12 protein-coding genes and 1 tRNA gene are annotated in these 12,114 nt (G+C 55.2%); 9 read left to right on the top strand and 4 right to left on the bottom strand.

All coding sequences use genetic code 11. From position 1 onward, the window contains the following. Nucleotides 1-227: 227 nt before the first annotated feature. Nucleotides 228-1,613 carry a cysteine--tRNA ligase gene (gene cysS, locus J0X03_RS18185; RefSeq protein WP_033642140.1) on the top strand — a complete coding sequence of 462 codons (1,386 nt, stop codon included), beginning with the start codon at nucleotides 228-230 and terminating at the stop codon, nucleotides 1,611-1,613. A gap of 58 nt (nucleotides 1,614-1,671) precedes the next feature. Here cysS and ybcJ read toward each other — a convergent pair whose 3' ends face one another. After that, the gene (ybcJ, locus tag J0X03_RS18180) at nucleotides 1,672-1,884 is read right to left on the bottom strand and encodes a ribosome-associated protein YbcJ (RefSeq protein ID WP_033642141.1); all 213 of its coding nucleotides are present in this window, start codon (nucleotides 1,882-1,884) and stop codon (nucleotides 1,672-1,674) included. 10 nt (nucleotides 1,885-1,894) lie between these two features. Next, nucleotides 1,895-2,761: a bifunctional methylenetetrahydrofolate dehydrogenase/methenyltetrahydrofolate cyclohydrolase FolD gene (gene folD / locus J0X03_RS18175; RefSeq protein ID WP_004940177.1), complete on the bottom strand. Its 867-nt coding sequence runs from the start codon at nucleotides 2,759-2,761 to the stop codon at nucleotides 1,895-1,897. Nucleotides 2,762-2,966: 205 nt separating this feature from the next. On the opposite strand from folD, the gene J0X03_RS18170 reads away from it, so the two are divergent. From J0X03_RS18170 to J0X03_RS18135, 8 genes are all read left to right on the top strand, one after another. Continuing rightward, entirely contained in the window at nucleotides 2,967-3,176 is a 210-nt protein-coding gene (locus J0X03_RS18170; RefSeq protein ID WP_033651127.1) for a hypothetical protein, read from the top strand. Then, entirely contained in the window at nucleotides 3,173-3,481 is a 309-nt protein-coding gene (locus J0X03_RS18165; protein ID WP_046688391.1) for a hypothetical protein, read from the top strand. Before J0X03_RS18170 ends, J0X03_RS18165 begins: the two co-directional genes overlap by 4 nt. Before the next feature lie 96 nt (nucleotides 3,482-3,577). Then, nucleotides 3,578-3,654 (top strand) — tRNA-Arg (locus J0X03_RS18160). A 381-nt stretch (nucleotides 3,655-4,035) separates the two neighbouring features. Continuing rightward, nucleotides 4,036-5,994, top strand: a complete 1,959-nt coding sequence (locus J0X03_RS18155) for an acyltransferase family protein (protein ID WP_160204035.1) — start codon at nucleotides 4,036-4,038, stop codon at nucleotides 5,992-5,994. A gap of 533 nt (nucleotides 5,995-6,527) precedes the next feature. Further along, nucleotides 6,528-6,671, top strand: coding sequence for a hypothetical protein (locus J0X03_RS18150; RefSeq protein WP_162837200.1), 144 nt, complete (start codon nucleotides 6,528-6,530; stop codon nucleotides 6,669-6,671). 125 nt (nucleotides 6,672-6,796) lie between these two features. Next, nucleotides 6,797-8,329 (top strand): glycosyltransferase family 39 protein, encoded by a 1,533-nt coding sequence (locus J0X03_RS18145; RefSeq protein ID WP_160204036.1) that lies wholly within the window; start codon nucleotides 6,797-6,799, stop codon nucleotides 8,327-8,329. Between the two features lie 326 nt (nucleotides 8,330-8,655). Beyond that, nucleotides 8,656-9,207 carry a flavodoxin family protein gene (locus J0X03_RS18140; RefSeq protein ID WP_033642149.1) on the top strand — a complete coding sequence of 184 codons (552 nt, stop codon included), beginning with the start codon at nucleotides 8,656-8,658 and terminating at the stop codon, nucleotides 9,205-9,207. Nucleotides 9,208-9,810: 603 nt separating this feature from the next. Further along, a complete protein-coding gene (locus tag J0X03_RS18135; RefSeq protein ID WP_033644213.1) occupies nucleotides 9,811-11,259 on the top strand; it encodes a GGDEF domain-containing protein in 1,449 nt (482 codons plus the stop codon). Nucleotides 11,260-11,265: 6 nt separating this feature from the next. Here the strand turns inward: J0X03_RS18135 and J0X03_RS24210 are convergent, their stop codons facing one another. Together J0X03_RS24210 and J0X03_RS18130 are read right to left on the bottom strand one after the other, a co-directional pair. After that, nucleotides 11,266-11,427, bottom strand: coding sequence for a YnfU family zinc-binding protein (locus J0X03_RS24210; protein WP_015376921.1), 162 nt, complete (start codon nucleotides 11,425-11,427; stop codon nucleotides 11,266-11,268). A gap of 81 nt (nucleotides 11,428-11,508) precedes the next feature. After that, nucleotides 11,509-11,988 carry a cold-shock protein gene (locus J0X03_RS18130; protein WP_004940042.1) on the bottom strand — a complete coding sequence of 160 codons (480 nt, stop codon included), beginning with the start codon at nucleotides 11,986-11,988 and terminating at the stop codon, nucleotides 11,509-11,511. Between the last annotated feature and the right edge of the window lie 126 nt (nucleotides 11,989-12,114).

The raw sequence follows: 12,114 nt of genomic DNA, 5'->3' as shown, positions 1-12,114 counted from the left end.
GCGAGTCAGCAGCGGCTCAACCGCGCACTGTCTGTGGTAATTGTATTTGTGTTATATTATAACGTTTGCGCCGGCCGGCGAATTTTGCGCTTTTTCTTCGCGTGAAGTCAGCAAAGCATGGCCTTAACCTTGCAATAGATCAGGCTTCAGGTTTCAATACGCTACCGGGCGTTAAACCTGAAGCCCGGTTATCTTTTTTGTTATCACGCACACCACGGAATCTCCCGATGCTAAAGATTTTTAATACCCTGAGTCGTCAAAAAGAGGAATTCAAACCCATTCATGCCGGGAAAGTGGGCATGTACGTGTGCGGGGTAACCATCTATGACCTGTGTCACATCGGCCACGGTCGTACCTTTGTCGCTTTCGACGTGGTGGCGCGTTACCTGCGCTATCTCGGCTATTCGCTGAACTACGTGCGCAACGTCACCGACGTGGACGACAAAATCATCCGCCGCGCGGCGGAAAATCATGAGACCTGCGACCAGCTGACCGAACGCATGCTGGCGGAAATGCATGCCGACTTCGACGCGTTGCTGATCGATCGCCCGGACAGCGAACCGCGCGCGACCCAACACATCGCCGAGATCATCGAGATCACCCAGCGCCTGATCGATCGCGATCACGCCTATGTGGCCAGCAATGGCGACGTGATGTTCTCCATCGACAGCGATCCGCAGTACGGGCTGCTGTCGCGCCAGGATCTGGAGCAGCTGCAGGCCGGCGCGCGCGTGGAGATCGACGACGTTAAGCGCAATCCGATGGACTTCGTGCTGTGGAAAATGTCTAAGCCGGGCGAGCCGAGCTGGCAGTCGCCGTGGGGGCCGGGCCGTCCGGGCTGGCACATCGAATGCTCCGCCATGAACTGCAAACAGCTGGGTACCCACTTCGACATCCACGGCGGCGGTTCCGATCTGATGTTCCCGCACCACGAGAACGAGATCGCGCAGTCGAGCTGCGCCCACGACGGCCCGTACGTCAATTATTGGATGCACTCCGGCATGGTGATGATCGACAAAGAGAAGATGTCCAAATCGCTGGATAACTTCTTCACCATTCGCGACGTGCTCGGCCATTACGATGCGGAGACGGTGCGTTACTTCCTGATGTCCGGCCACTATCGCAGCCAGCTGAACTACAGTGAAGAGAATCTCAAGCAGGCGCGCACCGCGCTGGAGCGCCTCTATACCGCGCTGCGCGGCACCGACGCCAATGCCGCGCCGGCCGGCGGCGAGGCGTTCGAAGCCCGCTTCCGCGAAGCGATGGACGACGACTTCAACACCCCGGAAGCCTACTCGGCGCTGTTCGATCTGGCGCGCGAGGTTAACCGCCTGAAGGGGGAAGACATGGCGGCGGCCAGCGGCATGGCGGCGGAACTGCGCAAGCTGGCGAACGTGCTTGGCCTGCTGCAGCAGGAGCCGGAGCAGTTCCTGCAAGGGGGCGCACAGGTTGACGACGGTGAAGTGGCGGAGATCGAAGCGCTGATCAAACAGCGTAACGAAGCGCGCGCCGCCAAGGACTGGGCGCTGGCGGATGCCGCGCGTGATCGCTTGAACGAGATGAACATCGTGCTGGAAGACGGTCCGCAGGGCACCACCTGGCGCCGTAAGTAATCCGGCAGAAGGAAACAAAAAAGGCGCTGAATTCAGCGCCTTTTTCTATGGCTGCGGGTTAGGGTTTAACCATGACCTTGCCGCCGCCGAACTCCACCACCTGATCGGCGACGATCTTGCAGCGCTTGCGGGTTTCGACCTTACCGTCGACTTTCACCTGCCCTTCGGCGATGACTTCTTTGGCGGCGCCGCCGCTTTCACACCAGCCCTGGAACTTCAGCAGATCGCACAGTTCGACATGGGGATGATTGTCCAGATTGAAAATTTCCATACTGCCTTACTTATTTAGGTTGAACGTCGTGATATTCCTCGCAGGCCTGCAAGGTATTTTGGATCAGTGTAGCCACGGTCATCGGGCCAACGCCACCCGGCACCGGGGTGATGTAGGCGGCGCGCTCGCTGGCGGCGTCGAAATCGACGTCGCCCACCACTTTACCGCTTTCCAGGCGGTTGATGCCGACGTCCACTACGATGGCGCCCGGTTTGATCCAGTCGCCCGGAATGAAGCCCGGTTTGCCGACCGCCACCACCAGCAGATCGGCGTTCTCGACGTGATGACGCAGATTCTTGGTGAAGCGGTGGGTGACGGTGGTGGTGCAGCCGGCCAGCAGCAGCTCCATGCTCATCGGGCGGCCGACGATGTTGGACGCGCCGACCACCACGGCGTTCAGGCCGTAGGTATCGATGTTATAACGCTCCAGCAGGGTGACGATGCCGCGCGGCGTGCATGGGCGCAGCTTGGGCGCGCGCTGGCACAGGCGGCCGACGTTGTACGGGTGGAAGCCGTCGACGTCTTTGTCCGGATGGATGCGTTCCAGCACCTTGACGTTATCGATGCCGGCCGGCAACGGCAGCTGCACCAGAATGCCGTCGATTTCCTCATCGGCGTTCAACTGGTCGATCAACGCCAGCAGCTCGGCTTCACTGGTGGCAGCGGGCAGGTCGTAGGAGCGGGAGAGAAAGCCGACTTCATCGCAGGCGCGGCGCTTGCTGGCGACGTAAATTTGCGAAGCCGGATTCTCGCCGACCAGCACAACCGCCAGCCCTGGCGCGCGCTTGCCGGCCGCCAGACGTTGTTTCACTTGCTCAGCCACTTCGTTTCTAACCTGCTGCGCAATCGTTTTACCATCAATAATCTTTGCTGACATCAGTGTGGAAATCCATCAATTAAGAAAAGCGGGGATGCCGCTATTCTGGCAGAAGCTGAGCGCGCTGTCAGGCGCAGAATCACCCTCGCCGCCGTCGGCGAGACCGATTTACGCTTTTTTTATGCCGGCTTCAGGAACCTCTACGCCATTTTTACCGGCATTTGCATACGCTGGGGCCATACACAGGGCGAAAGAGGGTAGGATCATGAGAGCGATAACCCGGCTTTATCCGTTGCATCATCAGCCTGATCAGCAACTGGCGCAGCCTAAGCACGTTGGCGAGACGGTGTTCGACTCTTCGCTGCATCCGGCGGACAGTGAGCAACTCACCGCGCTGCATCAGCTTTGTCAGCACCAGGCGACGCCGTCGTGGCGGGCGCGCCTGAGCGCCCTGTGGCGGAAGCTGTGCGCATGAACGGCAGCGCATGGATAGGGTGCGCGCTATTGCTGGCTTGGGCGCCGTGGAGCCAGGCTTCTTTAAACAGCGCACGCCCTGACTCCGCTCTGGGGAAAAGAGGGGAGGCGACCTGCAACATGCAGGTGGTTGAGCATGCCGATTGGGGCGACATTACGGCGGTCGTTCAGTCCGCGCGCCTTTGCCTGCGGCGGGGCGATGGGCGGCAAGGGGCCGAACGCACGCCAGGCGATACCGCTGTCGGCCTGGCGCAACGCAGCATAGCGCGGGCCGCCGCACGGGCGCTGGCGGAAAAAACGCCATAAAGCACCGTCGCCGCCGTAACGTCATGAAAAGGCATTGACTCGCTAACCTCTGACCGTATAATCGCAACCCGCAACCACAGGTTGCCGCATCTCAATGCGCCCTTAGCTCAGTTGGATAGAGCAACGGCCTTCTAAGCCGTAGGTCATAGGTTCGAATCCTATAGGGCGTGCCATTTTGAAGTCAACACATCTCTACGAAGCCTTCTTATCCTTATCTTTCCCTCAACTTATTGTATTTTCTGTTAGTAACCCTACTGGGAACTCGGTTATACCCAAATAAACTTATCGCTGATGTCTCTGAGGGAGGAGCACTTCGTCGAAGTCTTTTATGCAGCGCCATACGCGAGCAGAGAGAGCGTTAGGAGAAAACCTCACTAAGAGGATGCCCTTATTCTCAGACGAGGTTCCATTGCCATGCTGCCTCTATCAAAAGTGGTTCCCTGCGGAGTGGTAAAAATCCGATTAATGGAGGGCTACTATAGGTAAAATTCTACTCATGGTGCAAAATGCGACGTCTTCGCTATCTGCATAAATCTTCATTAATGAGTGTTGCTATGTCTTCTAATGCAAGGGTTTTCCGGCATGATATCAATGGGCTTCGCGCTTGGGCAGTAATCGCTGTCGTTCTGTTCCATTTTGGCGTTCCTGGCTTTGTTGGTGGTTTTGTAGGGGTGGATGTGTTTTTTGTGATCTCAGGTTTCCTGATGACGCAAATAATTGTTTCTGGTATAGAAAGTGGCAACTTCTCCCTTTGGCGTTTCTATCTGGCTCGCGCACGCAGAATCATTCCCGCATTGTTGGCTTTGAGTTTTACCCTACTGATTCTCGGTTGGTTTTTCCTCACCTCTGTAGACTACAATACCCTTTCAAAGCATGTGTTAGTTGCCGTACTGTTCATTTCAAACGTAAAGTTTTGGAAAGAATCTGGCTATTTTGATGCTGCATCGCATGAAAAGTGGTTGCTTCATACCTGGTCATTATCGGTTGAATGGCAATTCTATATTGCACTTCCCGTCGTTTTGTTGGTTGTGTGGCGTTTTTGGAAAACGTCAGGGGTGAAATTCACCCTGTTTGGTGGTTTTTTGCTCTCCTTTGCTCTCGCTTGCTATTTAGCTGTCACCTTACCCAGCGCCGCGTTCTTTTTGTTGCCGACAAGGGCGTGGGAGATGTTGGCTGGTGGAGCAGTATGGTGGTTGACTCGGAATAGTCACTTCTCGAAAATTAAAGCTCAAATAATGGAACTGGTGGGTTTCATCCTAATCGTTGTTGCAATCGTGTTTTTCACACCTAAGCTTGCGTGGCCGGGGGCTTATGCGATGGTTCCAGTAGCAGGGGCGATGCTGGTGCTCGCTGCGGCCAGACAGGGATCAATTTTTACATCTAACTATATTGCAGAGCGGGTGGGCGTTTCGTCGTACTCTATTTATCTTTGGCATTGGCCCATAGTGGTTTTTCTTGCTTACAACAACACCGCGGGAGATTGGCGATGGATGCTGGGGGGATTGCTGCTCAGTTTGGTTTTAGGTGAGCTTTCTCTGCGTTTTATTGAAAATCCGGCTCGTAAGAAATTAGCTAAGCAAAGCGATTGGGGGAATGTTTTCAGTATCGGTTCCTGTATGGTGATTATCTGCGCCGCTACTGTCGTCATGTTTAAACACCATTTTATCAACCGCGTACCGGAACAGATCGATCTTATCGCTAATGAAAGTCTCAATTCCAACCCCAAGCACGCCGACTGCTTCGCTACGACGGGCACGACCTCCCCGGGATGCGTATTCGGCGGCAGTGAAATTAAGGCGGTAGTCGTCGGTGATAGCCATGGTAATGCTATGGTTACAGCCGTGGAAGCGGCATTGCCAAGCAAAGACGATGGCGTGTTGAATCTTACCTATGCGGGTTGTCCTACGCTCTACCGGGCAAAAACAGTACCTGGTGAAGCTGAGGATCATCAGGATTGTTATGGCTTCAATCAATGGCAACGGAAAAAACTGGCAAGCCTGGATAGTTCTATTCCTATCGTGATCATCAACAGAACCTCGGTATATGCCTTTGGACGGCATAATGTCGAAGAAAAAATGCGTACGCCGATCGTCTATTTCTCTGAGGTCAGCTCGAATCCGAAGCCTGAATTCCTCGCGGAATTCAAGTCATCTTTGGTTGAGTCTGCCTGTGAGTTAGCGGCCAAACATCCTGTTTTCATGATGCGGCCTATGCCGGAAATGATGTCTAATGTCCCTAAAACCCTGTCACGGGCCATGATGTTTGGGAAGGATGCTCCGCATATTTATCTGTCGGAGGCTGACTATATGAAACGTCATTCGTTCGTATGGCAAGCACAGGACGAAGCTGCAGAAAAATGTGGCGTGAAAATTCTGAATCCATTACCACTAATTTGTAGTGGTGGGAAATGTGAAAGCACATATAGCGGGCGCCCTATTTATTATGATGATAATCATGTAAGTGAATACGGGAATAAACTGTTGGTGCCGATGTTCAAAACGATTTTTGATTGATTCGTTGTCGTATGATACTGGCCGGAGATATCAGGTATATAAAGATGTCTCCGGCACAAGGTAGAGTGATGTTGTGTTCAAAGTCATTTTGACGAGGTAACTTAATCTTTCTTCACGAACGAGACGCGTTCGTTGTCATGTTGTGTTACTTCGCTAACTTTCAGTGAGTAGCGGAGAGAAAAATGCGTACATTATGGAAGCGATCGGCGGCTCGTTGCTTAACGAAGGTTGGAGCAACGAAATGGGCTCCCAGGCGTTGGGCTGGATAACAGCAACAATCGAGAGAACGGTTTTCTGTTCCGCTCTATGAACCTCGTGAAGCACTGACCGACTCTTGGTACGTTTGAAGACGATGGCTATGAACGGAGGGCTGCCAGCGTTACCATTGCCGGGGTGACGCCTTATCTACATGCTGAAGATATGGCGTGCTGCCGTCTCTCTGAATGAGCGTGAGGCAAACGACCCGCCGCCAATTGAACCTTCGTTTATTTTGCCGCGTTACAATAGGTGAAAATTTCCCCATGGAGCCTATCGTGCGCAAATCCAGATTCTTTCTCGTGACCTTGCTGTGCCTGTGCGGCGCCGCCGTGCTGTACGTCATGGCTTACCGGGCGTTGGGGCATTACCTCAGCGACGGGGAGAAGGCCTACCCGGACATCACCGTTGAAATCCGCTGAGGGCCGTGCGCCGCCGCGGTGATTGCGCCGATTTTTTCGCACTGATTTACCCGCCATTTACCCGCCGTCGGCAATGATGACGCTGCGTCTCCACACTGTGTGGTTCTCTTGGGCGGAATGCGGTTATGTCACTGCAACAGGTATCGAATGTTTCTTTGAGCAATAACGGCTTAAAAGGCATCGGTTACAAACATTACGCGTTGGCGATCGTGGCGTTTTCGGCGATCGTGCGGTGTATTTCCTTAACGGATCGGTATTTTTGGTGCGACGAGGCCTCCAGCGTGCTGACCAGCCGCTATGATGTGGGCGCTTTGCTGTACCATGCTTCCTTCGATGTTCACCCGCCGCTTTATTACCTGCTGCTGCATGGCTGGATGGTGCTGTTTGGCGACGGCATTATGGCGGCCCGCGCGCTGAGCCTGGTGTTCGGCGTGATGACGGTGGCGCTGGCGATGCGTTTTACCCGTTGGTTGGCCAACGAGCGGGCGGCGCTGACCGCGGGATGGCTGATGGCGATCATGCCGATGGCGGTGCGTTACAGCCAGGAGGCGCGCATGTATGCGCTGATGGGGCTGTTGGCGATCGCCGCCGCCATGGCGCTGGCGAAGTGGCTGAAAACGCCGGATAACCGCCGATATCTGGCGCTGTATGCGCTGTTGATAACGCTGAGCTTTTATACTCACTACTTCACGATTTTCACGCTAATCGCGCACTGGCTGGTGGTGTTGGCACTGTCGTGCCGCCGAGAAGGCGAGTGTTACATCAGGCAGCCGGCGTGGTGGGTGGCCAATGCGGCGATTGGCGTGGCCTATATTCCCTGGCTGCTGGTGCTGCTCAATCTGCTGGCGCATATTGCCGAACTGCGGGTCGGCGGCGACGTCGGTTGGATCCCTCAGGTTGCCTGGGGCGATCTGCCGGCGATGTATTGGCGTTTTCTCACCGGGCATGATGGCAGCAACTATCCCACGATCATTCTCTGGCTGCTGCCGGCGATGTTTGTCGCCTTATGTTCACTGCTGCTGTGGCGGCGCCAGATGCCGAGAAAATATGCGCTGCTGCTGCTTGGCGGCATGCTGATCCCGGTGACGTTGGTATTCGCCATTTCCTGGCGTTCGCCGCTGTTTGTCGATCGCTACCTTTATTCCGCCGCGCTCGGCATTCCGCTGGTATTGGGCGTGCTGATCGCCGGTACGAAAAGCCGGGTGCGCGGGATCTCTTTGCTGCTGTTCTTCAGCCTGCTGTTCGGCTGCGGCGTGCGCAACGACTATCCGGTCGAGAAAGATGAGTTCAAGGTGATGGTGAACTACATCAACAGTAACTATCAGCCCAACGATGCGGTGGTGGTCAGCAACATGTTCAACTACCTGAGCTATGTGTATTACAACAAGAAGGGCTATCGCGCCTTGCTGTATACCCCCGCCAGGCCCAACGGCATTTCGGGCAAGCCCAATGCCTATGGCTTCGGCACCTTTTTCCACGATCGGGCGGCGCAGACCTACGTCGATAACCTCAGCGCGTTAGCGAAAGGCCATCGCCGGGTCTGGCTGGTCAGCGGCGGGGATTTCAATCTGGACTTCGGCCGTTCGCCGCCGGGGTGGGTCAACACCGGCACCTTCAAAAGCGGCGGTTTCGAGTCGAGGCTGTTCGTGGTGCCTTGAGCGGAATGTCATATTTCCCATTCGGCGTTACATCTGGCCGAGCAAACTTACGCGGGGATGACAGTTCTATACATTGGGATTGGTACTGTAGCTCTACCCGATGATGTTGTGTGTTATCCATTCCCTGTAGTGTATTACCCCATCCCTGTTAAGTTTATCCCGCCTTGTGCGGGATTTTTTTTATCTGCGCATACCCGGCGGCGCGTAGCGCGATTTTTTTGAATAACACCGTCAGTTTTATTCAGTATTCAGCCGTTGCGCGCTTGATTAGATTGAACGCGAGATGGGCGTCGTCGGCGCCTCTGTGCAATGAGTGGAGAATTTCTATGGCGAAGACAGTAGTGGTGTTTCATTCCGGCTACGGCCATACCGAGCGTTTGGCGAAAGTGGTGGCGGAAGGCGCAGGGGCCGAACTGATCGCTATCGATCAGGAAGGCGATATCAGCGATGAAGCGTGGCAGAAGCTGGATGAGGCGGACGCCATCATCTTTGGCTCACCGACCTATATGGGCGGCCCGTCCTGGCAGTTCAAGAAATTCGCCGACGCCAGCTCCAAAGCCTGGTTCGGCCGCAAGTGGCAGGACAAAGTGTTCGGCGGCTTTACCAACAGCGCCAGCCTGAACGGCGACAAGCAGGTTACGCTGATTGCGCTGCAAACGCTGGCTTCTCAACATGGCGGCCTGTGGGTCAGCTTGGGGCTGCTGCCGGCCAACACCAAATCGGCGCAGCGTACCGATGTCAACAACCTGGGCGGTTCGGTGGGGCTGTTGGTGCAGACGCCGTCGGATGCCGGCGTGGACGAGATGCTGTCGGGCGATTTGGCGACCGCCAAGCTCTATGGCCAACGCGTGGCGGGCTTTGCCGCCAAACTGGCGTAAGGCCTTGCCGCGTGCAGCGTTCATTTTCTCTGCACATTTGGCGTGTAAGCTGCGAAATGTTATTAGCCTGCTTGGGCTAACGCTGCATTTCGTACAAATATTCCCGGTTCCTAGGCCGGGTTTTTTGTTGCTAAGGTCTGCTTAAGCTTTCGCCGCTACACTGCATGGCAGCACAGGCATGCAATGAATGGCTGTGTCGTAACTGTCGATTTGCTGTTGTTCAAGCAAGCCCGCTTTAGGCGGGCTTTTTTTAGGTTGTTATTGCACGGGCGGCCCAGTTGCAGGAAAATAATCGCGTAGTTATTCAAATATCATTCAACGAGCAATAACCACAATCTTATTAATGTAATTAACGTCGGTCGGCGGCCTATTACGCTTTGCGCTATGCTGTCAGCAGAGCTGAGCATTATTTTCCGACGGTATGCGGGGGAGTCCGCCGCCGCCACATTAGGTTAAGAAAAGTCTGTTAATTAATTGTTAATGCTTTTTATTATTGATTTGTCTGGCTTTTTTGGTTGAAATCCGGGTTGATTATCCCTCACTGGCCGGGCGAGAGAGTATGCACATTATTATTCTGGTTATTAGCAAAATATGGGCGAGGCGATGAACGCCAGAATAAACGCCAGGCATGGCCTGCCGCTTACGGTTCAGCTTATCAATCTTTTCATGCTGGCCTTTTTACTTTCCCTGGTGGGCATTCTTAGCCGGCCGATTGGCTCGCTTTCTTTATTTTGGCCGGTGAATGCGATTCTGCTCGGCCTGCTGCTGCGCAAACCCGCTTACGCCACGCCACTCGGCTGGCTCACGACCTACCTGGGCATGGTTGCCGCCGATCTCAGCACCGGCGAGGGCTGGTCTTTGGCGCTGTGGCTGAACGCCTGCAACATGTCGCTGATCGTCGTCGGTTACGGCATCATGCTGATGCTGCCGCAATCTCAACGGCGCATGGGTAAACCCCAGGCGATACTCTATATGTTCAGCGCTAGCCTGGCCGGTGCGGCGGTGGCGTCGACGCTGTCCGTGCTGCGCAACGATAGCCTGTACAACAACACGGTGGTGGTCGCCTGGCTGGCCTGGTTCAGCGAACAGTTTTCGACGACCCTGCTGCTGTTGCCGGTGCTGATGGCGGCGCCGCGGTTGAAACAGCTGTTACGCATGCAGGTGCGTTGGCGCTTGAAAGGCTGCCTGCCGCTGCTGGCGCTGCTGCTGTCGTTGGCGTTCAGCGTCTATATCGGCGGGCCGGGCGCGATCGCCTTCCCGATCCCGGCGCTGCTGTGGTGCGCGGTGCGCTACCAGCTGTTCCCCGTGACGTTGCTGACGCTGTTGACCGGTATGTCCGAGATCAGCAGCATCTCCGCCAACCTGGTGCTGTATGAAACGCCGAACAACCATAATGCCTTCCTCGACACGCTGATGTCCGCCCGATTGGGTATCGCCATGCTGGTGATGGGGCCGCTGATCCTCGCCAGTTCCATCGCGGCCAACCGTAAGCTTATGCGGCGTCTGGAGCACAGCGCCAACCACGATTTCCTGACCGGCGTGCTGGCGCGCAGCGCGATGACGCGCAAAGCGGGCGAGCTGTTGGAGCACAAGCACCGTTCCAAAGAAGCGGTGTCGTTACTGCTGATCGATATCGATCATTTCAAGCAGATCAACGATACGCACGGCCACAGCGCCGGCGATCAGGTGCTGGCGTCGTTCGCGCACATCGTGCGGCGCGAGCTGCGGCACGATCAGCTATTCGGCCGCTTGGGCGGGGAAGAGTTCGCCATCATGCTGCCGCGCGCGTTGGCGGCGCAGGGCGTGGCGCTGGGGGAGCATCTGCGCCGGCTGGTGGAGCAGACGGAGCTGCAGGCGGAAGGCAAGCAGACGTTGAAAATCACCATCAGCGTCGGCGTCGCCAGTTTGGCGATGAACGAGGTGAAATCGCTGGAGCAGTTGATGAACATGGCGGATATCGCGCTGTATCGCGCCAAATCGCAGGGGCGTAATCGGGTGGAGTCGTTCAACGTGGTGAACGGCAACAGCGTTGAGCATATCCTGTTCCGCTAACCGTTTTCAGCCTTGCCTGGGCTCGAAGCGGGTTTCGCAATTAGGGCAAATCAGTATCACGTCTTGCAGCATTGCCGCGCATTTTTGCCGGGTAACATAGCCGCATTTAGGGCAGACGATTTGGGTGGAGCGGTTGATAAAACCTTTAACGCTGCTGGAATCGGACATATCAATAGCCTGTGTCAGGTGAAAACTCACGCTAACACAGGCGACGACACATTTCGTTGGTTATTTTCTGTACGCAGAGGCTTACAGGCTTTTCAGCGCCTTGATGGTCTCATCCATGTCGATCTCGTGCTCGGAGAAGGTATGGGTGGTGTTCTGGAAGGTGGTGATGGTCAGCATGCGCAGCGTTTGCATGGCCTGCGCCTGGTCTTCGGACTGCGGGCGAATGCGGTTCATCAGCAGGCCGACTGACAGCACGGTGTTCTCTTTATCCACGTCGGCTTTGACCGGCACTTCCTTGGTGAAGGTATTGAAAGACTTGATGCTGGTGATCTTGATTCTTTCATTGGCGATAATGATGTATTTGCTGGGCGCCAACACTTTGACCGCATAAGCCGACGGGCCTTTGGTGTTGTTGGTCGGTTCGAAGGTCACCGCCGCGTTTTTCTTAATCAGCTCCGGGTTTTGCACTTTAATCACGTGAAAATAACGATTTTCTCCGTTCTCGTCGGTAATAAAGCCGAAGCCTTTGTCTTCAAAAAAAGTCGTTATCTTGCCGTTCATCGCTATTCTCACAAAAAGGTTCAATACAGCGCTTATGATAGCGCGGAATGCCTTGCAGCGACAGATTGCGCGGGCGGCATTTAGTCATGCGATAACGGCATTTAGCGGCTTCCCAGCGACATGCTA

Source organism: Serratia ureilytica (assembly GCF_017309605.1).
In the GTDB taxonomy this organism is placed as follows: domain Bacteria; phylum Pseudomonadota; class Gammaproteobacteria; order Enterobacterales; family Enterobacteriaceae; genus Serratia; species Serratia ureilytica.
This window is presented reverse-complemented; position numbering and strand designations above follow the sequence as displayed.

Excerpts from the sequence above, each read along its gene's own strand:
- ybcJ (WP_033642141.1), bottom strand. The coding sequence starts at position 1,884 with ATGGAAATTTTCAATCTGGACAATCATCCCCATGTCGAACTGTGCGAT.
- J0X03_RS24210 (WP_015376921.1), bottom strand. The coding sequence starts at position 11,427 with ATGTCCGATTCCAGCAGCGTTAAAGGTTTTATCAACCGCTCCACCCAA.
- J0X03_RS18165 (WP_046688391.1), top strand. The coding sequence starts at position 3,173 with ATGAACGGCAGCGCATGGATAGGGTGCGCGCTATTGCTGGCTTGGGCG.
- J0X03_RS18130 (WP_004940042.1), bottom strand. The coding sequence starts at position 11,988 with ATGAACGGCAAGATAACGACTTTTTTTGAAGACAAAGGCTTCGGCTTT.
- cysS (WP_033642140.1), top strand. The coding sequence starts at position 228 with ATGCTAAAGATTTTTAATACCCTGAGTCGTCAAAAAGAGGAATTCAAA.
- J0X03_RS18145 (WP_160204036.1), top strand. The coding sequence starts at position 6,797 with ATGTCACTGCAACAGGTATCGAATGTTTCTTTGAGCAATAACGGCTTA.
- J0X03_RS18170 (WP_033651127.1), top strand. The coding sequence starts at position 2,967 with ATGAGAGCGATAACCCGGCTTTATCCGTTGCATCATCAGCCTGATCAG.
- folD (WP_004940177.1), bottom strand. The coding sequence starts at position 2,761 with ATGTCAGCAAAGATTATTGATGGTAAAACGATTGCGCAGCAGGTTAGA.
- J0X03_RS18140 (WP_033642149.1), top strand. The coding sequence starts at position 8,656 with ATGGCGAAGACAGTAGTGGTGTTTCATTCCGGCTACGGCCATACCGAG.
- J0X03_RS18155 (WP_160204035.1), top strand. The coding sequence starts at position 4,036 with ATGTCTTCTAATGCAAGGGTTTTCCGGCATGATATCAATGGGCTTCGC.
- J0X03_RS18135 (WP_033644213.1), top strand. The coding sequence starts at position 9,811 with ATGAACGCCAGAATAAACGCCAGGCATGGCCTGCCGCTTACGGTTCAG.